The 20,945-nt window shown below is 40.0% G+C and carries 18 protein-coding genes; 11 read left to right on the forward strand and 7 right to left on the reverse strand.

Annotated features, from left to right (window positions below; translation table 11 throughout):
- Positions 1 to 43 precede the first annotated feature (43 nt).
- The 6 genes from GPDM_RS07665 (at position 44) to GPDM_RS07690 (ending at position 7,331) form a co-directional block, all read left to right on the forward strand.
- Complete coding sequence (locus tag GPDM_RS07665) at positions 44 to 976, forward strand: DMT family transporter (protein WP_008430389.1); 933 nt, start codon at positions 44 to 46, stop codon at positions 974 to 976.
- A gap of 142 nt (positions 977 to 1,118) precedes the next feature.
- A complete protein-coding gene (locus GPDM_RS07670) occupies positions 1,119 to 2,846 on the forward strand; it encodes an ABC transporter ATP-binding protein (protein WP_008430390.1) in 1,728 nt (575 codons plus the stop codon).
- Positions 2,839 to 4,659, forward strand: a complete 1,821-nt coding sequence (locus GPDM_RS07675) for an ABC transporter ATP-binding protein (protein ID WP_008430392.1) — start codon at positions 2,839 to 2,841, stop codon at positions 4,657 to 4,659. Before GPDM_RS07670 ends, GPDM_RS07675 begins: the two co-directional genes overlap by 8 nt.
- Before the next feature lie 156 nt (positions 4,660 to 4,815).
- Positions 4,816 to 5,685, forward strand: a complete 870-nt coding sequence (locus tag GPDM_RS07680; protein WP_008430393.1) for a GNAT family N-acetyltransferase — start codon at positions 4,816 to 4,818, stop codon at positions 5,683 to 5,685.
- 67 nt (positions 5,686 to 5,752) lie between these two features.
- A complete protein-coding gene (gene kynA, locus GPDM_RS07685; protein WP_008430394.1) occupies positions 5,753 to 6,607 on the forward strand; it encodes a tryptophan 2,3-dioxygenase in 855 nt (284 codons plus the stop codon).
- A 10-nt stretch (positions 6,608 to 6,617) separates the two neighbouring features.
- Positions 6,618 to 7,331 carry a glycerophosphodiester phosphodiesterase gene (locus tag GPDM_RS07690; protein WP_008430395.1) on the forward strand — a complete coding sequence of 238 codons (714 nt, stop codon included), beginning with the start codon at positions 6,618 to 6,620 and terminating at the stop codon, positions 7,329 to 7,331.
- Positions 7,332 to 7,366: 35 nt separating this feature from the next.
- Here GPDM_RS07690 and GPDM_RS07695 read toward each other — a convergent pair whose 3' ends face one another.
- The 4 genes from GPDM_RS07695 to GPDM_RS07710 form a co-directional block, all read right to left on the reverse strand.
- Complete coding sequence (locus tag GPDM_RS07695) at positions 7,367 to 8,386, reverse strand: DUF2804 domain-containing protein (RefSeq protein ID WP_008430396.1); 1,020 nt, start codon at positions 8,384 to 8,386, stop codon at positions 7,367 to 7,369.
- Between the two features lie 133 nt (positions 8,387 to 8,519).
- On the reverse strand, positions 8,520 to 9,377 hold the full coding sequence (locus tag GPDM_RS07700) for a DegV family protein (protein ID WP_008430397.1): 858 nt from the start codon (positions 9,375 to 9,377) through the stop codon (positions 8,520 to 8,522).
- Positions 9,378 to 9,481: 104 nt separating this feature from the next.
- A complete protein-coding gene (locus GPDM_RS07705; RefSeq protein WP_008430398.1) occupies positions 9,482 to 10,042 on the reverse strand; it encodes a glycerol-3-phosphate acyltransferase in 561 nt (186 codons plus the stop codon).
- Positions 10,043 to 10,116: 74 nt separating this feature from the next.
- Positions 10,117 to 11,493: a dipeptidase gene (locus GPDM_RS07710; RefSeq protein ID WP_008430400.1), complete on the reverse strand. Its 1,377-nt coding sequence runs from the start codon at positions 11,491 to 11,493 to the stop codon at positions 10,117 to 10,119.
- Positions 11,494 to 11,642: 149 nt separating this feature from the next.
- Between GPDM_RS07710 and GPDM_RS07715 the strand changes: the two genes are divergently transcribed.
- The 3 genes from GPDM_RS07715 to GPDM_RS07725 all read left to right on the forward strand — a co-directional run bounded on the left by GPDM_RS07715 (position 11,643) and on the right by GPDM_RS07725 (position 15,227).
- A complete protein-coding gene (locus GPDM_RS07715) occupies positions 11,643 to 12,893 on the forward strand; it encodes a CNNM domain-containing protein (RefSeq protein ID WP_008430402.1) in 1,251 nt (416 codons plus the stop codon).
- A gap of 191 nt (positions 12,894 to 13,084) precedes the next feature.
- The gene (locus GPDM_RS07720) at positions 13,085 to 13,621 is read left to right on the forward strand and encodes an RNA polymerase sigma factor (protein ID WP_008430404.1); all 537 of its coding nucleotides are present in this window, start codon (positions 13,085 to 13,087) and stop codon (positions 13,619 to 13,621) included.
- A 151-nt stretch (positions 13,622 to 13,772) separates the two neighbouring features.
- Positions 13,773 to 15,227, forward strand: coding sequence for a phospholipase D-like domain-containing protein (locus GPDM_RS07725; RefSeq protein ID WP_008430406.1), 1,455 nt, complete (start codon positions 13,773 to 13,775; stop codon positions 15,225 to 15,227).
- 65 nt (positions 15,228 to 15,292) lie between these two features.
- On the opposite strand, the gene GPDM_RS07730 is transcribed toward GPDM_RS07725, so the two are convergent.
- Both GPDM_RS07730 and GPDM_RS07735 read right to left on the reverse strand, forming a co-directional pair.
- Entirely contained in the window at positions 15,293 to 16,858 is a 1,566-nt protein-coding gene (locus tag GPDM_RS07730) for an ABC-F family ATP-binding cassette domain-containing protein (RefSeq protein WP_008430408.1), read from the reverse strand.
- 37 nt (positions 16,859 to 16,895) lie between these two features.
- Positions 16,896 to 17,078, reverse strand: coding sequence for an SE1832 family protein (locus GPDM_RS07735; protein WP_008430410.1), 183 nt, complete (start codon positions 17,076 to 17,078; stop codon positions 16,896 to 16,898).
- A gap of 147 nt (positions 17,079 to 17,225) precedes the next feature.
- Here GPDM_RS07735 and GPDM_RS07740 point away from each other — a divergent pair, with 147 nt between their 5' ends.
- Positions 17,226 to 19,049: a cation:proton antiporter gene (locus GPDM_RS07740; protein ID WP_039863124.1), complete on the forward strand. Its 1,824-nt coding sequence runs from the start codon at positions 17,226 to 17,228 to the stop codon at positions 19,047 to 19,049.
- Positions 19,050 to 19,174: 125 nt separating this feature from the next.
- On the forward strand, positions 19,175 to 19,738 hold the full coding sequence (locus GPDM_RS07745) for an NADPH-dependent FMN reductase (RefSeq protein WP_008430413.1): 564 nt from the start codon (positions 19,175 to 19,177) through the stop codon (positions 19,736 to 19,738).
- 243 nt (positions 19,739 to 19,981) lie between these two features.
- On the opposite strand, the gene GPDM_RS07750 is transcribed toward GPDM_RS07745, so the two are convergent.
- Positions 19,982 to 20,929 (reverse strand): NERD domain-containing protein, encoded by a 948-nt coding sequence (locus GPDM_RS07750; RefSeq protein WP_008430414.1) that lies wholly within the window; start codon positions 20,927 to 20,929, stop codon positions 19,982 to 19,984.
- Positions 20,930 to 20,945: the final 16 nt, after the last annotated feature.

Below are 20,945 nucleotides of genomic sequence, written 5' to 3' on the forward strand. Positions count from 1 at the left end.
CCAATCTTTTAAGGTTGGTTTTTCTATAGGGAGGAGTATGGAAATGGAACGTCTAAAAGGAGTTTCTATGATATTAATTGGGGCTATTATGTGGGGAGCCACTGGTCCCTTAATGGAATGGGTAATGAATAATTACGTTGTTTCAGTGCCATTTATCATAACGTTACGTCTAACAGTGGCAGGCACTTTCCTACTCTTGTTCTTGAAGCTGAAAGGAGTCCTTATTACGGCTATTTTCCGCAATAAATTTTGGATTCGGCCATTGCTAATTTTTTCTTTGTTCGGCATGTTGGGTGCTCAATATAGCTTTGTTGCAGCTATCGAAGCAAGTAATGCTGTAGTAGCCACGCTCATGCAATTTTTAGCGCCGGTTTATATTATTGTTTTTGTATCCATAACTCATAAAAAATTACCGCCTCTCTATCAAGTGATTGGGATGTTGGGAACTCTAGCTGGTTTGTTTTTACTACTGACAAATGGAAAACCAGATCAATTAATCATTAGTGCAGAAGCTTTATTTTGGGGAGTTCTAGTGGGCTTAGCTTTCACTTTTTATACGCTATATCCCGCACGCCTTATGCAGGAGTGGGGGGTGTTACTCATTGTTGCATGGTCCATGCTTTTTGGCGGAATTTTTATAGGGTTGGTCAATCCAATCACATTTATTAATGAATTCGCGATTTTAGCAGTACCTGCAGTCAGTGGTTCGATTTTAGGAATTATTATTTTTGGAACTGCCGCATTTGTATTATTCCTTAGTAGCATGCGTTTTATTACACCTGTGGAAACAAGTATTTTGTCTTCTTTTGAACCATTGACGGCAATGGTCATTTCCATGTTTTGGTTTGGTCACATCTTGTCTCCTATTCAATTAGGAGGCGCACTGGCAATGTTAGTATTTGTCGCATGGTTATCTCTTGCTGGAAATCCGAAAAAGAAGAAAAAAAAGAGTCGAGTGCCTCAGGTTATCAACTAAAAAAATAGAGAGTCAAAGAAAAACGACATCTTATTGGGGTGTCGTTTTTTGAATTGGGTAAAAATGCTATTCGATATCTGAAAATTATGGCATACTATTTAGTACAAAGGTTCGGGTTTCGAAACATTTAGGAGGAACGAGTATGAAAACAGTTTTTTCTTATGCAAAACCATATAAGTTTTATATTGTGATTGCACTTATTTTAATGCTGCTAGAGCTAACGGTAGAATTGATGCAACCGCTAGTCATTGCCAGTATTATTGACAAAGGAATTGTCGCAAGAGATCAAGATGTCATCATCCAATTAGGAATTGTCCTGATGGCTCTTTCGGTAATTGCTTTTGTCTCTGGAATCGTCAATTCGTATTTTGCAGCTCACGCTTCTCAAAGCTTTTCTTTTGATTTGCGGCAAGCTGTTTATGGGAAGATCCAGTCTTTTTCATTGGCAATGTTCAATAAATTCCCAGCGTCAGGATTAATTACGCGTCTTACAAGTGATGTAACATTAGTTCAACAAGTATTGTACATGGGCTTGCGAATTATGTTGCGCGCACCGCTTCTTGTTGTGGGAAGTATGATTATGGCTTTTGTGGTCAACCCGAAACTGGCTTTATATTTAGTGGTTGTCTTTCCATTCTTGCTGGCATTTCTTTATATTATGGTCAAAAAAGGCGTGGCGTATTTTGGCTTTGTTCAAAAACGACTCGATCGTGTGAACCGAATTGTTCAAGAAAACCTTCAAGCAGTGCGTTTGATCAAAGCTTACTTACGGGGGAAATATGAAGCGAATCGTTTTTCAGAGGTCGCTGGAGACTTGAAAATAGATACTGTTAAAGCATTCCGAATCATGGAAATTATTTTGCCGATTTTATTATTCGGGATGAACGTTTCATTGCTCGCTGTTTTGTGGTTCGGTGCTTTTGAAATTCGAGCAGGGGGTGCACAAATTGGTGAATTGGTCGCAATCGTCAACTACGCGATGCGCATGACTGGTGCTTTCTCTATGTTTTCATTTATCATCATGATTTTTGCTCGAGCAAAAGCATCTTCTGAACGCATAGAAGAAGTGCTCGATGCAGAAGATGGACATGAACAAGAAGACATTGGAGAAAAAGAAGCTATTCATCCAGGTGAAGTTCGATTCGACCATGTCTCATTTACGTATCCTGGAACAGACAAACCGGTCTTGAAAAACATTTCTTTTGAATTAAAACCAAATGAAAAACTAGCAATTATGGGGGCAACCGGATCTGGGAAATCGACTTTACTGCAATTGCTGCCGCGTTTTTATGACGCGACAGAAGGCGTTGTATCTCTGCACGGTCGCGATGTTACTGAATGGTCGATGCGGGAGTTGCGGAAAACGATCGGCATTGTCCCTCAACAATCGCTTCTTTTCACAGGAACAATTTCCAATAACTTATCTTGGGGAAAAGATGAAGTCGTCCAAGACGAACTAGCAGATGCCGCGATTAAAGCGCAAATTCATGAAACTGTAGAGCGTTTTCCGAAAGGCTATTACACACGTGTTGGTCAAAAAGGCGTGAATTTATCAGGCGGACAAAAGCAACGCTTATCCATTGCACGAGCTTTAGTTCGCAATCCGTCCATTTTGATTTTAGACGATAGTACCAGTGCATTAGATGTTAAAACAGAAGGTGCATTGTGGGAAGAGCTTGAACAAGAACATGCAACCATGCTCGTAGTTACGCAAAAAATTCGTACAGCGATGAGAGCCGATCGAATATTGTTGCTAGAAGATGGCGAGATTTCTGCCTACGGTACGCACAACCAACTCGTGCATGACTCAGAACTGTATCGTCAAATTGCAATGTCTCAACAAGAAGAGGAGGTTGATGAATATGTTTGATGCCATCCGCCGACCATTTGGTCATGAACCCATTTTGACTAAAGAAGATTTAACGAAAAAGAAAGACAAAAAAGACGAACGTGCGCAAAATTGGAAATCGACGCTACTTAAAATCTGGAAGCTAGTTGATGAACAGCGCTTGTTACTGATTGTGGTATTGGCATTGGTATTTGTCAGCTCCGCAATGGCATTGCTTGGACCGTATTTAATCGGTTTTATCATTGACGAGTATATTGTTCCTCAAAGCTTTAATGGCATGGGCACAGTTGTGCTTTGGTTGATTGTGGTTTACATTGCCCATTCGGCATCTTTGTATTTGCAAAATTTTTGGATGGTTGGGATTGCTCAACAAGTGATTTATCGCTTGCGAACTCGTCTTTTTTCACATCTTCAACGTTTGCCTGTGACGTTTTTCGATAAGCGGCAACACGGAGAATTGATGAGTCGCATGACTAATGATATTGAAAACGTTTCGTCTACATTGAATACTTCGTTTATTCAAGTTTTTTCGAGCATATTAACGCTAACAGGAACAGCGATCGTTATGTTAACACTGAGTCCGCTATTGACATTATTAACGTTAATTATCATTCCACTCATGTATGTATCCATTCAATGGATTACAAAACGTACGAGCAGGTTGTATAAAGAACAGCAAAAAGCTATTGGTGAATTGAATGGCATGATTGAAGAAACCATTTCTGGCCAAAAAATTGTTAAAGCTTTTTCACAAGAACCGCGTGTGATGGAAGAGTTTCGCGAAAAAAGTGAAAACCTTCGACAAGCTGGATTCTGGGCATGGACCTATGCTGGATTTATCCCAAAAGTCATGAACTTTTTAAACAATGGAAGCTTTGCAATTGTAGCGGGGGTTGGTGGCATTCTCGCTTTGAATGGCTCTGTATCTATTGGAGTTATTGTTATTTTCACAGAGTATTCTCGGCAATTTACACGTCCTTTAAATGATTTGGCAAACCAATTTAATACGGTGTTGTCAGCTATTGCAGGAGCTGAACGTGTTTTTTCCATTATGGACGAAACTGAAGAAAAAGATGATTTAGTTTTGAATGTTGAAAAAGAACTAAAAGGTGAAGTAGTCTTCGACCAAGTTTCATTTAAATACGAAGGGGCAGAAGAAGACTGGACCATTCAGGATGTTAGTTTCAAGGTGGGCATTGGTCAAACAACAGCATTAGTGGGAGCAACCGGAGCGGGAAAAACAACCATCATGCAATTATTGGCACGTTTTTACGACGCCAATAGAGGGGAGATTCGGTTGGATGGATTGCCGATTGCTTCTATGCCACGTGAAACATTGCGTAAACAACTTGCTTTTGTATTGCAAGATCCATTCTTATTCGAAGCGACAGTTAGTGAAAATATTCGGTACGGCAAACTAGATGCTACAGATGAAGAAGTCATCGAAGCTGCCAAAGGGGCTAACGCACATGAATTTATCGAAAAGTTACCGAATGGTTACGATACGATTTTAACAGGCGATGGTTCAATGATTAGTCAAGGTCAGAAGCAACTGCTGTCTATTGCACGTGCACTTATTGCAGATCCGGTTATTCTATTGTTAGACGAAGCAACGAGTAGCATTGACACAGTTACAGAACTGAAAATCCAAGAAGCTTTAGAGCGCCTTATGGCCGGACGAACAAGTTTTGTCATCGCTCATCGACTGAATACCATTCGTAAAGCTGATTTGGTGCTTGTAATGGAGATGGGGAAATTAGTAGAGTCTGGTACGCAGCAACAATTGTTAGATGCAAATGGAATTTACGCTACCATGTTATCGGAAGCTAAATAATAAGATGAGGTCTGTTCCAGTTTATGTGGAGCAGGCCTTTTTCTTTATTTTCTTAGCGCCACTCTTTCATGCGGTATGATAGGATAAAAATACCGGATGGTTTAAGAAACGGATAAAACGTATGCGAACAAAATCAAATTATTAGGAGGTGTCAAAATGGATTTATCTTTATCAATCAGTTCATTTCCAGTAGATGAGCAAACAGCTAACGATATGTCAAAATTGCTAGAAGGGCTATCCGCTGAAGCAAAAACAGTGCTTCACCCATCGCTTTGGAGAGCAGCGGATGCAAGAGGATTTGTGGTACTGGCTTATACAGAACAAGAAGAATTAATCGGTTTTGCATCAGCGGCAGATATGGTTGGATTGCATCATTACGAATGGTCACTTTACGTTCACCCAGAGTACAGACGACTGTCACTTGGTACGGCTTTAGCCGATGGCATTTCGCATGGCTTAGCACAACGTCAGGCAGAAAGTGAGTTAGTCGCATTTGTGAATGATGTTGAAATTTCAGGTTTCATGGAGAGTGTAGCGTACGAGCTTGATTTTCATGAAATCCTTTTGTCGGCAACACCGTTACCCAAAAGTGAAATATCGGAGGAGCTAACTATCGTACCTTTCGCAGGACAAGCTGAAGAATTATCGGAGCTATTAACATCCGCGTTTGATGACACGATTTTACCGATATTAGAACATAATATGGTCGACCCCGAAAGAGAAATTTGGCTGCTTCAGAAAGATCAACAATTGCTTGCAACGGCTACGCTTGTTGTAGAAGAGCAGGTTTTATGGGTTACGGCATTTGCAGTTCATCCAGATCATCAAGGTAAAGGATATGGCAAACAACTATTGAAGTGGTGTCGAGAGTTGGCATATGAACGAAAACTAAATTCGGTTTACCTTGATGTTGAAACCGATAACCAAGCATTGCACGTATACGAAAAATCTGGATTTGTCCGAATGCAAACCGTTTCTTATTGGAAGTCTAAAGAAAATCTATCAAACCCAACTAGGAATAATTAAATCATATGCAGAATAGGTAAAAATGAGACTAGCAGAGGTAAAGCCGAGATTAAACGGAGTGACATTGATGAACAACTATGAAAATGGTCAAAATATCGCTGCAGCATCTGAAAAAAACATTCGGACTGATTTTAAAGAAAGCATGACGTATGGAGATTATCTTCATCTAGATAAGCTGTTAACTGCACAAGATGGCGTTAGTGGACATCACGATGAAACCTTATTCATCATCATTCACCAAGTATCAGAACTATGGATGAAATTGATTTTGCATGAGCTGCAATCGGCCATCGACCATATTGAAAAAGACGATTTGCAACCTGCGTTCAAGCAATTGGCAAGAGTATCCCGCATTCAATCACAAATTATTCAAGGCTGGGATGTGTTGTCGACATTAACGCCTGCAGAGTATATGGAATTCCGCGATGATTTAGGCAATGCTAGTGGATTTCAGTCTTATCAATACCGAATGATTGAATTTGCACTTGGCTACAAAACAAAGCATGTATTGAAAATCTATGAAAAAGATGCACCGCTTCATGCTGAATTAGAGAAAGCATTTAATGCACCTGGACTGTACGATGCGGCGATTCAAAAACTAGCGAGAAGTGGATTTGCCATTGATAAAGAAGTTTTAGAGCGAGATGTAAGTATGGTTTACGAATCAAATGAAAGTGTGCGCGAAGCTTGGAAAATCGTTTACCGTGATGTAGACACGCATTGGGAGCTATATCAGCTAGCGGAAAAGCTGGTTGACATTGAAGATTGGCTTCAGCAATGGCGTTTCCGTCACATGAAAACAGTAGAGCGGATTATCGGATTTAAGCAAGGAACAGGTGGCTCTTCTGGTGTGAATTACTTGAAGAAAGTACTGGATCAATATTTCTTCCCAGAACTGTGGGAAATACGAACGGATATTTAGGAGGGGTTTTGTGAAGATTTTTGCTCATAGAGGTTGCTCGGGTTCATATCCGGAAAATACTTTAGCGGCCTTTCGTGCAGCAGCTGAATTGCCAATTACAGGTGTAGAAATTGACGTTCATTTAACGAAAGATGGTGAAATTGTCATTATTCACGATGAAAAAGTCAATCGCACAACCAATGGCAAAGGCTATGTAAAAGAATTAACGTTAAAAGAGTTAAAACAACTAGATTGTGGTTCTTGGTATTCTGAAGAATGGAGCGAGGAAAGAATTCCTACGCTTGATGAAGTATTCGATATTTTTGAAAACACCAATCATCGCTTAAATATCGAAATAAAATCAGATGTATTCCCATACGACGGTTTGGCAAATAAGGTAATCGATTTGGCTGCCAAGCGCGGCTTTAGAAATCGAATTTTATTGTCCTCTTTTAACCATGAAGACATTCAATCCGTGGTCCAAGGCAAACAAGTAGAAAGTGCGATTTTAACTTTTGAAGTGTTAGTCGACGTTTATGATTACGCGCGAGTCATTGGAACAAAGCGGATTCACGTTTCATTGCCATCGGCTTTTAGAAAAATGACCACTGACGCTTTGCGCAAAGGCGCCATTGTGTATGTTTACACCGTCAATGATGTAAGTTATGCAGAAGAATTACAAAGAATCGGTGTTCATGGGATTTTTACAGACTATCCAGAAAAAATGTTGGCACATTTCGCATAAAAAGACGCGTCGAGTTTCCGACGCGTCTTTTTGTTTTACCATTTTGCATAATAATCATCGATAGAACCAAGAAGCTGTATAATTTTTAGCTTTTTCCCATCGGGATAACGAACATACCCATTATAGTAGCCAAACAATTGATGAATTTCCGATTTGATGAGACGTACATCAGTTTTTGAAGTGCGTTCAAAAAATGGAGAGAATGTCAGTCTGACGTCATCAGAGAATTTGCTATGAATTAGCCACGGCTTTTTGTAGTTTTGCGGATCGTAATGAAACAGAACATCTTCATGAATTTTTGTCATTTTGCCATTAACAAAAAAAGCGTTTTCTGTCATTCCAGTGCCATCGGTCCATTTTCCACCTAAATTCAAACCAATTACTTTTCCAAGCGAGCGTTGCGAAGCCATAGCCCAATTCCAATGTGATTCTCTTGGCAAAACACCTCGCCCATAGTCTAATACAGCAAAACTATCGACTTTTTCAAAGTCAAAACGTTGATTGCCGATTTTTACCATACCACTGACAGGAAGAGAGTTGTGCTTAGCGGAAAACTGGAAGGTTTGACGATTCCAAGGAACAACGACGTTTAAAGACTCGTACTCTTTAGGATGTGAGATGACCAGTAGGGCTTCTAAATCTTCGCCATCGAATTCTTTTACACTAACAGTTAAATGTGTTGCATCTTGGTTATAGACAGATTCGATTGTCATCGTATCACTTCGGAAGTAACAAGGATCCAATACGTTTTCGGATAGTTTCAAATGTCTTGTAAAGGGAAGCATAATGGTTTTTTCATGAAAACGTTGTGTCTCATAATTTAAAAAATAAACAAAACAGACAGTCGCATAATCCAAGTGGGAAATGGTTGCAGAAAATAAAATTTCATCTCCAAATACACACCAATAATTCCACTTCTTTTTACGCATAAAGTTTCCACGCAAATTGCTTTCTACCAACGGCTGCTTTGCATATCCAATAGCATTTGGATTTAATTGGCCTTTTGCATCACAAAGTTTTACGACTTCAGTAAGCTCTCGTTCAACATGTTGCATTAAATCCACCTCACGGTTAATCTTCTCCTCTTATTGTATCAGAACAAAACGAGAATATCCGTTGGGACCATTGCATTCGTGACGAAAGTCTGAAAAATATAATAAATGGCATGAATTTAGTCTTTAATAAGAGTTAGAAATTTTCTTTTCTCCAAAGAAAGGCAATTGTGCCTTCTCCAGCATGAACAGCTAGTGAAGAACTTAAGTCACCGATTAAAATATCTGCTTCTGGAATTTCTTTTAGTACTTCTTGTTTTAGATTTTCAGCTTCTTTTAATACATTACCATGCATAATTTGAAAGCGCTTTACGCCAAATTCCGCATGATCTTTTTTTGCGTGATTGATTAAATACTGAATGGCTTTTTTATGTGAACGAACTTTATCGATAGGCTGCAGTTCGCCCTCAGGAGTAATTTGAACAATGGGCTTAATCTGCAACAAGCTCCCTAAATAATATTGAGCGCCGCTCATACGTCCACCTTTATAAAGTTGAGTCAAATTACCGATTAAAATGTAATTCCGGAAATTTTCTGTTTCCTTGGCGAGTTTTTCCGCGATTTCTTCTGCAGGGTGACCTTGTTCTTGAAGCTTTAAACCGCGTTCGATCAGACCGGATAAACCATAAGAAAGCGCTAGCGAATCGATTGTATACACTTTGAATTCGCTCATTTCAGCACCAGCAGTAGATGAAGCGATGGTGCCACTAAGTTTTGCAGAAGCGTGAACAGCAATCGCGCATTCGTATTCCTCTTTTAGTCGGTCATACAGCTCTGCAAACTTTCCTGCAGAAGGTTGGGAGGTTTTAGGAAAGCTGGTCGATGCTTTAATGCGCTTATAAAGGTCTTCGTTTGTTAAATCCACACCATCGTCTATAAATTCTTCTGTCCCGAAGTGAATATTCAAAGGTACAACATACACATCAGGATGTGCTTTAAATTCTTCTGTTACAAATCCCGTCGTATCGATAATCCAAGCAATTGATTTTTTCATAAAATACCCCTATCTTTTAGAATAATTAGAATACAAAAACTATACCATGGATAATATTCTAGCGGTAGTGTGAGCTTTGTAAACGGTTTATCTTTAATGGGAAATCAGCGAAACCGGCTATTGAATGATTCTTGAATATCGGATTTGTGTTTAATAACAATAATAATAATTGCCATAACAAGGGGCCAGACAACAATCCAAACTTGAAGAATAAACGCCATCAGGATAAATCCAGCAAAACTCGCTAACATCGATAACGTTGCGCTTTTTAACCATGGATAAAAGGCGAAAAATAAGATGAACATCGCTAAAAATAAATCAGGTGTTAAACAAAAACTTACTCCAATAAACGTTGCAATGCCTTTGCCGCCACGATATTTAAGCCAGAATGGAAACAAATGACCGACAATAACAGCGAAACCAGCCACCGCGATTGCCCAAATAGAAAAGTCGAAAAAGAAGCCAATCCAAACAACTAATGCTCCTTTACCAGCATCACCAAGAAAGGTTAAGAGAAAGGCCGGCTTTCCAAGAATGGCTCCCGCATTTCTAGCACCAAGATTACCACTACGTTGTTGGCGCAAATCGACGCCTTTCCATTTTCCAATCCACCAAGCTGTCAGTAAGTTGCCGATAAAATAAGATACTAACCAGTAAACAATCATAAAGCGCCTCCAGTTTTAAAATAACAATAAAGTTAAGGCCTCCCCTACAGATGGGAAGGCCTTTATAGGAAAGGTTAGTTTAACTCGGCTACTTCGAAAAGGTAATCGCTGATAACGCGTAGACCTTTGTCGAAGTTCTCAAGATGGAAATGTTCGTTTGGTGCATGGAAATTCTCAGACGCTAGTCCAAAGCCCATTAAGACAACAGGTAAACCTAAAATTTCATCGAACGCTGCAACAATTGGAATCGATCCACCCATTCGGGTAAATGCAGTTGGCACGCCATATACTTTTTCATAAGAGCGACCAGCTGCTTGAATCGCAGGGTGATCAAAAGGAGTTAAAAATGGTTTGCCTTTATCAAACTCAGAAATTTCTACAGATACGCCTACTGGTTTATGAGATTCTACATGTGCTTTTAGTTTTGCGATGATATCATCTGGGTCTTGGTTTGGCACTAAGCGACAAGTGATTTTGGTGCTAGCTTCTGCAGGTAACACTGTTTTAATGCCTTCGCCTGAGAATCCACCGGTAATGCCGTTCACTTCAAGTGTTGGGCGAATCCACGTGCGCTCGACAAAAGAATAGCCTTTTTCGCCAAAGTCTTCAGAAATACCAATTTCTTTTTTCTCGTGCTCTAAGTCAAACTCAAGCGCTGCAAATTCTTCACGTTCTTTATCAGATACTTCAAGTACATCGTCATAAAATCCTTCTACTTGAATCACCCCTTCTTGATCACGGAATGATTGTAAAATTTCTACGATTGCGTGCAACGGATTTTGAACGGCACCACCATATAAACCAGAATGCAAATCGCCTTTTGGTCCTTTAACATCGATTTGGATACCAGCAAGACCACGTAAGCCATAACATACTGCAGGTCGTCCTGGACCTTGCATGCCCGTATCAGAAATAACAATAACATCTGACTTCAACAACTCTTGATTTTCTTCTACATATTTTGGAAGGTTCGGACTGCCAATTTCTTCTTCCCCTTCGATGATGAATTTGATGTTTACTGGCAATTCGCCATTTAGCTTTAACAGAGCTTCAACAGCTTTAACGTGCATATATACTTGTCCTTTATCGTCACTGGCGCCGCGTGCATACAATTTATTGTCACGCACTTCCGGTTCGTAAGGAGCAGATTCCCATAGGTGAAGAGGATCTACCGGTTGCACGTCGTAATGACCATATACTAGTACTGTGGGTTTGCCTTCTGCATGAAGCCAGTCTGCATAAACAACTGGATGTCCTTCGGTTTCATCGATTTTCACATTTTCTAGTCCTGCATTTTCTAAAGCAGTAACTAACCATTCTGCCCCTTTTTGCATATCTTCTTTATGCTCGGATAAAGAGCTGACTGAAGGAATGCGTAAAAATGCTTTTAATTCTTCTAAATGTGTTTCACGATTGTTTTTAAAATATTGGTCTATTGCTTGAGCGTTCATCAAGATCCCTCGATTCAGTATATTTATGTTTGAAAAAATTATAACATACCAAGTTTTGGTTTTCGACAAGGGGAAATTGGCTATGGTATAGTGTTTACTACGGAAAGAGTTCGTAAAATTATGTGTTTATGACACTGGAGGAAATAAAATTGTTTATAGCATTAGGAATCTTTTTAATCATGTCGTTTTTCTTATCGGGAAGCGAAACGGCATTAACTGCGGTAAATAGGATGAAGGTCCATCTTCGCGCGGAGCAGGGTGATGCCAAGGCGCAGAAACTGCAGAAGTTAATTGCGAAGCCGGACCGAATGATCACTACAATTTTAATTGGTAACAATATCGCCAACATCATGCTGCCAACATTGGTAACAATGATTGCCATTTCGAGAGGGTGGGAAGTTGGTGTAGCCACTGCTATATTAACACTGGTGCTTATTATTTTTGGAGAAGTTTTACCGAAAACCATTTCTGCGACGTTTGCCGACAAAGTAGCTTATATTGTTTTTCCAGTCATTAGCTTTTTAGTGGTAATCTTATTGCCTTTAACTTGGCTATTGGCGCAATTTACGAATGTGTTTATTCGCATCATTTCGAAAGGTACAGTAAAAGAAGCGACCATGACAAAAGAAGAATTGCGTACAATGGTTGATATTGCCTCTACAGAAGGTACGTTTGAGGAAGAAGAATCAGAACGCATTAAAGGAGTTTTGGATTTTCCTCACAAAGATGTATCAGACGTTATGTCCACTCACCGTACAGATACAGTAGGGATTGCCATTGATTCAACATACGAGGAAGTTCGTGACTTGATTTTGGATTCTTCTTACACACGTTATCCTGTTTACGAAGAAAGCATGGATAACGTGGTTGGGTTATTTTATTCGAAGAAACTGATTGAATGGTCGATGAATCCAAACTTAACGTTAGAAGAGTTAATGGATGACAATCCATTGTTCGTCGTGCAATCTGTAAGTGTTGAAAAAGTCTTTAAAATGATGATGGCGAAGAAAAAACATATGGCTGTTATTCTCGACGAATACGGCGGAACGCTCGGAATTGTCACCCACGAGGACATTATTGAAGAAATGATTGGTCAAGATATCGAAGATGAAACAGATGAAGAAGACGATGAACTAGTTTTTGAAATGACGGACGAAGTATTATCTTGTCACGGTCGTCTAGAAATCGAAGATGTAAATGACATGTTCAACGTAGAAGTGCCAAATGACCACGATACTATCGCGGGCTTTGTCATGCAGCAGTTAGGACATGTACCAGACGAAGGTGAAGAGTTCACATACGAAAACCTTCACGTAGAAATCAACGAAATGGACCGCAACCGAATTGTCCGTTTAACCATTACTAAAAAAGAAGAAAAAGAAGAAGAAGTATTAGCTTAGTAAGATGCCTGTCTCCGGACAGGTATCTTTTTTTGGTAAATAATAAAAAGTTCCCTTTATTACACAATTGTAAGGGAAATGAAAGTAGAAGCGATAGAGTGAAAGGTGCAACTCCGTCAATATAAGGTTATAAGAGAAAGCGGAAGCGACATTGGCTTCGCTCGATAAATATACTAGACGGGGGCACGATCATGGAAACGTTATATACAGAATACAATCGCTATATCTACCATTTATGTTTGAAACTAACGCGCAATAAAGCGGAAGCTGAAGATTTGATGCAAGAAGTTTGGTTGAAAGTAGTTCGTTACGAGTCTTCTATTGCCGAAGTAGATCATGTTAAAGCGTGGTTAACAACAATCTGTATGAATACGTTTCGTGATCGTTACCGCAAAAATGTAAGACGTAGCAAGCACTTGGTTCAACAGCCAGAAGGCTTAGATGTTTCGCTGCTTGACTTGATTCCTTCAGATTCGCCGGGTGTCTCTGAAATACTTGAAACACAAGATGTCTCTGTTATGATTCGCCATAAAATTGCAGAGCTAGACACGATTTATCGTACGACGATTCTGTATTTCTATGTTCATCAATATTCATTGATTGAAATTGCAGATGTGATGAAAGTTTCGATTGGTACAGTAAAATCACGCTTGTTCCGAGGCAAACAACGATTAAAAGATATGTTATTAGACGATGATCGCACACGTGAATATGTAGTAGCAATGTAAAAAAGCAACCGATTTTCGGCTGTTTTAAAACATCAGCAAAAGAGGGATTGGGATGAGTTTATTCCAATCCCTCTTTCTTTTATGTATGTGAAAAATATAATAACGGTTTTGTTCTCCTACTGGTTATAATGGAGGGAAGGGGGGCAGGATCATGAAAAAGAAAAGGTTTCAAAATTGGGATAAGAAAAAGCGGATTATTATGGGAAGTATCGGAGTTCTTGCATTCCTTTATATTTTAGTTATTGTGTGGCAAACATTTAAACCTTTGCCTGAAGGGGTTTCAAGTAAAGGTGATTTTCATAGCGTAGAGCAAGTAGACATGATTTACGATTTGTCTTTTGCACAAGACAGAGAAGGAACGGAAACAGAAAGTGAATTGCGGATATTCAATGAAATTTATGACATGATCGACCAAGCTGAAGAATTTATCGTCATCGATCTTTTTCTTTTTGATAACTACAATGACTTGGATACGGATTTTCCTGCAGTAGCAGAAATGTTAACAAGTCATTTACTCGACAAAAAAGCAGAAAATCCAGATATGCCGATTTACTTTATTACAGACCCAATCAATATCGGCTACGGTTCTTATGAAAACCAGTTTTTAGATACGTTAGAGGAAGCAAACATCGAGGTAATCATTACCGATTTGGACAAGTTGCGTGACTCTACACCTCTTTACTCTGGTCTGTACCGGGTGATTTTCCAGTGGTTTGATACAGGAGGTAAAGGATGGATCCCAAATGGCATGTCGAGTGATGCGCCTGACTTAACTTTGTCTTCATATCTTAAAATAATGAACATTAAAGCCAATCACCGAAAAGTCGTGATTACTGAAAAAGAAGCCATCATCAGTTCAGCCAATCCTCACGATGCTAGTGGCTTACATGGCAATATGGCATTTAAAGTGAGTGGTCCTGTGATCAATGATATTCTCGAAGCTGAAGAAGCGGTATCTCGCTATTCGAACGGCCCTGATTTTCCGAGAATTGATGTCGCAGAACAACAAGGAGACTATCAAGTGCAGTACTTGACCGAGCGCAAAGTGTTAGATGCGTTGCTTTCGGATATTGAAAAAACAGCAGAGGGCGATTCGATCCACCTTGCCATGTTTTATATTGCAGAAAGCAGTGTTGTTCGTGCTTTGACAGATGCTGCCAATCGCGGAGTAGATGTTAGCTTAATACTAGATGCCAATGAAAACGCATTTGGTACGGAGAAAACAGGACTACCAAATCGTCCAGTCGTCCATGAGATGTTAGCAGAATCGGAAGATCGGATAAAGGTACGTTGGTATAACGCGATCGTTGGGCAATTTCACACCAAATCGATTATGATTCAAACATCAGACGAAACGGTGATTATGGGTGGATCGACAAATTACACAGAACGAGCATTTAATGATTACAATATGGAAAGTACGATTCGTATTTTAGCTCCGAATGATAGTGAATTAACAGGAGAGATGACGACTTATTTTGACCGATTGTGGAATAATGAAGATGCGCTTTACACATTAGATGTGGAAGAATACCAAGATGATTTTACATTTTGGCAGCGCGGAATTTATGGGTTCCAAAAAATCTTCAAATTGACGACCTATTAAAAAAAGAAGAAGGGCTATCCCCGAACGTCATTTTCATGACCTTCAGGAATAGCCCTTTTTTGATTTTAAGCTTCTTCTGGTTTTCCAGCTGCAATCCACTCTTCTACATTCCAGACTTTTGTTGCAAGTCCTTCGTAAAAATCAGGTTCGTGACTTACTAAAACAATTGTGCCTTTGTAAGCTTGCATTGCACGTTTAAGTTCAGCTTTTGCATTAATGTCCAAGTGGTTCGTCGGCTCATCAAAAATCAGCCAATTGCTTTCTTCCATCATCAATTTGCAAAGACGAACTTTCGCTTGTTCGCCACCGCTCAAGTGTGTCATAGGACGAGAAATATGCTCGTTTTTCAATCCTGTACGAGCAAGTGCCCCGCGGACTTGACCTTGGTCCATACTCGGATAAGCTGACCAAATCTCATCAAGTGGTGTATGCGTGGGTGCTTTTACTTCTTGTTCAAAATAGCTAGGCGTCAAATATTCTCCGCGAAGAACATCGCCATCAAGTGGTTTGATTTTGCCAAGCATGGTTTTAAGGAGTGTCGATTTACCAACACCGTTCATGCCCACAAGCGCAATTTTTTCACCACGTTCAATCATAAACGTTAATGGTGGTAAAAGAGGCTTGTCGTAACCAATTGAAAGAGCTTCTGCTTCCACAACATAACGGCTTGGGCTACGTGTTTCTTTAAAAGCAAATTGCGGTTTTGCTGCAATTTCTGGTTTTTCAATACGATCCATACGGTCTAATTGTTTTTGACGCGACTTAGCACGGCCAGTAGTAGACGCACGTGCTTTGTTTTTCGCGATAAAAGTTTCGGTTTTTTTAATCATGTCTTCTTGTTTTTCATAAGCTTCCAAATGTTGCTTTTTGCTCAATTCAGCAAGCTCGATGAATTTTTCATACGTTGCTGTATAGCGTGTTAAACGTGAAAATTCCAAGTGGAAAATAACATCAGTCACACTGCTCATAAATTCTGTATCATGTGAAATCAATAAGAAAGCATGTGGATAGTTTTTCAAGTAATTGACGAGCCATTGAATATGTTCTTCATCAAGATAGTTAGTCGGCTCATCTAGTAGTAAAACTTTTGGTTTTTCCAAAAGCAACTTCGCTAGTAATAGCTTCGTACGTTGTCCACCTGAAAGGGCTTCTACGTTACGTTCAAGTCCAATTGCATCAAGACCTAAACCGCGCGCAATTTCTTCAACTTTGCCGTCTAATGTATAAAAATCTCCAGCGTCTAAAGCGTCTTGTGCTTCAGCCATTTGCTCTAGTAACTCTTCTAAACGATCAGGATCTGCATCGCCCATTTGCATCGCGATATCATTCAATTCGGCTTCTTTTTTATATAGTGGTAAGAAGGCATCTTGAAGAGTCTCACGAATTGTACGTCCTGGCTGCAGCTGCGTGTGCTGATCTAAATAACCATAATGTGTCCGTGGCTGCCATTCTACGCGCCCATCATCGTGAATGATTTTGCCTGTGATAATATTCATCATCGTCGATTTGCCGACACCGTTAGCTCCAACTAATCCAACATGTTCACCTTCGACTAAACGGAACGACACATCGTTAAAAAGTGTCCGATCCCCGAAAGTGTGACTTAAATTTTCTACTGTTAATAAACTCATTTAATAAATTCCTCCATTATCATAAAAAAAACCGCGGTTACAGATCCGCGAGTTTTTTGTTTAATTCCGCAAGTTGTAGTTCCATTTTTTCCAAACGCAATTCGGCTTTCTCCACCATACCTGCATGTCCAGTGGTTTCTAGCTTCTCGATATCACCTTGATGGCGCACGTAATCCATCTTCAGTTCAGCAATCGCATACTCCAATTCCTGTTTGTTCACAAAATCACCCTTATTTTTCTATCATTGTAACACAATAACGTAGAAATTGAATGCTTTACGATTTTCATTCGGTATATAAAACCTGTATAATTCCATAAAAGAAACTAAAGGAAGTGATGCGCTATCGACAGCTTATTGTTCGACTTAATGTTAATTATTTTTCTAGGAGTACTCTCCCAGTGGATTGCCTGGCGTCTTCAGCTTCCAGCCATTGTTCTAATGTCGATTGCCGGACTTCTTGTCGGCCCGATTTTTGAAGTAATCCATCCCGCTGACAGTTTCGGCGAATTATTTAATCCTTTTATTTCATTAGCAGTTGCCATCATTTTATTTGAAGGTAGTTTAAATTTGAACTTTAAGGAAATCCGTACGTTTGGGAAACCAATTTTACGAATCGTTACTTTTGGTGCATTTATTGCGTGGATTGCTGGTTCGCTTGCGGCCCATTACATCGCCGGATTATCGCTTGGTGTGGCATTTGTTATTGGTGGTTTGTTTATCGTAACGGGTCCAACCGTTATTTTGCCTATGCTACGCCAAGCAAAATTAAAATCACGTCCAGCCGCTATTTTGAAATGGGAAGGCATTGTAGTCGATCCTTTTGGCGCGTTGCTTGCATTATTTGCATTCCAGTTTGTGTTATTCGCTATTGGAGATGAAACAGCAGCGGCATTTGGCTTGTTTTTCTTAGCTTCCTTATTCGCTGTAGCTCTTGGTGCAGGAGCAGGGATTTTGATGGGAATGATGTTCGAAAAAGGACAAGTGCCTGAATTTTTAAAAGCACCAATGGTTTTTGGTGTCGTTTTGCTAATTTTCGTTATTTCCGATATTGTAATGCACGAAACAGGCTTACTAGCAGTAACCGCGATGGGTATGGTCATGGCGAATATGAAAATTGCCTCAATTAACGACATGCGCCATTTTAAAGAAAATATATCAGTGTTATTAATTTCGAGTATTTTCGTTATGTTGACTGCTTCTTTAAATCTTGATGTATTAATCGGAATTTTTAATTGGGAGATCATTTCATTCGTATTGGCGATGTTGTTTATTGTGCGTCCCTTATCGATTTGGCTCTCCACAATTGGTACAGATTTAACGATACAAGAAAAAACCTTAGTCAGTTGGATAGCACCACGTGGTATTGTGGCATTAACCGTTTCAGGTTATTTTGCGGGGGTCTTACTTGAAGCAGGATTTGAAGATGCAGAACTGCTGACAGCCTTAACATTTGCCCTAGTGTTTTCTACCGTAGTGGTTCATGGTTTTACAATTGGCTGGGTAGGCAAGAAACTCGGTCTTGTGGCAGCAAAAGATCCAGGGGTCATTATTATTGGTGCGAGCCGATTTGCAACAAAGCTTGGAGAAGTGTTAACGGAATTTGAAAAAGGTGTGTTAATTATTGATTCTTCTTGGGGGCGACTGCAAAAAGCGCGTCAAAGTGGGCTGAAAACCTATGCGGGAGATATTTTATCAGAGCATACAGATTACGAAGTGGATTTAACGCCATATGAAACAATGGTTGTCGCCACGGGTACCGATTCGTATAATGCCCTTGTGGTCAATAACTTTGTTCCTGAAATGGGGCGAGCCAACCTTTATCAAACTGCGATTCATGAAGGAGATCCTGGAGATTTTCATTCATCGTTAAGCGGACGAACTTTGTTCGGAGAAGTATGGAATATTCATGAGTTGGAGTGGAAAGCAGAAGAAGGATACACGATGCGAAAAACCCAGTTGACGGAACAATTTAGTTATGAAGATTTCAAAGCAAAATGGACGGAAGATACCATTCCGCTATTTGTTCATTACGCGCATGGCAAAATCGAATTTTTTGCAGAAAACAACAAACTCGAACCGAAAGCTGGAGATACCATTGTCAGCTTTACGGCAACTTCTCCTGAATCCGAGCGGACGCAGGAACGTCTAGAAAGCAAGCGTTCGAAAAATGGTTCTCAGACTAAAGAATGAAATCTCTCACTCAAAAGTAATTTCGGTACGTATTGTGAAACAGGGTTTGTTATGATGAAGACAAACATGCTGCTTGCAATAATGCAGTTAACAGCAAGAACGTATTTTGAGGAGGACAAAAGAGTATGAAAGTTTTATTAGTAGACGGTACGATCATCGGCAGAAAAACCGGTGCCATTCTAGAGCAAATCCAAGTTTATATCAATGAAACAAATCCAGAAATTGAATTGAAATTGTTGAAACTAGCTGATTACGACCATCAGTTTGTTGATGGGCGACCGCTTGGTGAATACAATGACAGCATGCAAGAAATCGTTCGTCGCTTTGAAGAAGCAGATGGCTATATCATTGCAACACCGATTTTCCAAGGATCGATTCCTGGCGTGTTAAAAAATACATTTGATATGCTTCATCCACGCACGATGCGTTATAAACCAGTATCGATCGTTGCAAATGGTGGAACGTATCAGCATCACTTAGTCATCGAAAATCAGTTGAAGCCGATTCTAGATTACTTCCGCTGTCTCGTAACGCCAAACTATGTGTACACACATACGAGTCATTTTGACGAAACTAATACGATTGTAAGCGAAGATGTTCACAATCGCTTACGCGAATTGGCGCGTGTTTTCGTGCAATACGCTGAAATGAGCAAACATTTGTCGAAAGAAACATTAGATAATCATTGATTAAGTAGTGAAAGAAACCTCCCACAGGTAGTGCACCCCTTAAAGTTAGAGTTCAAATCTAACTTTTGGGGTGCACTACCTGTGGGAGGTTTCTTCTTTTTGGATTTTATTTGAAATGGATTTAGGTTTTATTCCATTAATAGGGCTTACTGTCGAGATGAGACGAAATACTGTCGGAATCGGGTGAAATACTGTCCAAATTCAATCAAATACTGTCCAAATCACGAAAATACTGTCGGAACGCTAAAAAGCCTCTGGAATCACATACTGTCGATCTTTAAAACTGCCGTGATAAGGCATTTTCATGCTCGCTAATAGCTTAGAAGCAATCGAAGGAGATGTGATTCCTGTAAAGTCGCGGAACTCTCGATTGTTGATCGTCGTTTTGACCAAACTGCGGTATTGCCTGAGCGCATCAAGATGCGCGATAGGATCAAAGTGCTGGCAAATATTGCAACGCCATTTTCCACCGCGATACTGCAACAAGCAATACGGACAGTTGGGACATAACACGCCAGACGAAAACGAATCTGTAAGTCCGAGTGACACAAATGGTTTTATTGAATGTAGCATAAGTAAGTTTTGCGCCAGGGCTTCAGTTTTTTTCTTAGATAACACATCGCGCGGATGACGAATCAACAATTGCTCCATGAGATGCGGCAATCCGGATGACTGAATTATGATGCGGCTGCCTGCGCGAGATTGAATCACAGATGATGGGTACGTGAAAACGATGGCGCCGATTACTGGCAGCTGGATGCGTTGCTTGAGTAAAAACTGTTTCAACCATTTCTCGTGGCGGCACAATTGATCGTCGGGATTGTTCATGCCATCGATGCTGCCGTCTTTGTTGGTTCGGGAAAATTGCCTTAAAGTAGGATCGAAATTGAGCAAGCCGGAAATGCTTTTGATTTCTAGCGCAAGCACAAAACGACTAGTCACAAGAACACTATCAATTTGATGGGAAGACTTCTCTTTTTGGATGAATAAGTCGTGGATGAAATAATGCGGTAACGAGAGGTCGATTTCGTGCCAAAAGGAGTCAACGCGCAATTCGCCGTGGTAACCGGCGGTGATGCGACGAAGTTTTTCAGTCCAGTGGGGATATTGGGGATGGACGGTGGGCATTCGTTGAAGCAAACTTTCGAGTTGGAAAATTTCCGGGGGCTTGTTGCGTGTTTTAATGATCAATCGATCCTCTCCTTTA

Origin of the sequence: Planococcus donghaensis MPA1U2, assembly GCF_000189395.1 — a bacterium.
Lineage (GTDB): Bacteria > Bacillota > Bacilli > Bacillales_A > Planococcaceae > Planococcus > Planococcus donghaensis_B.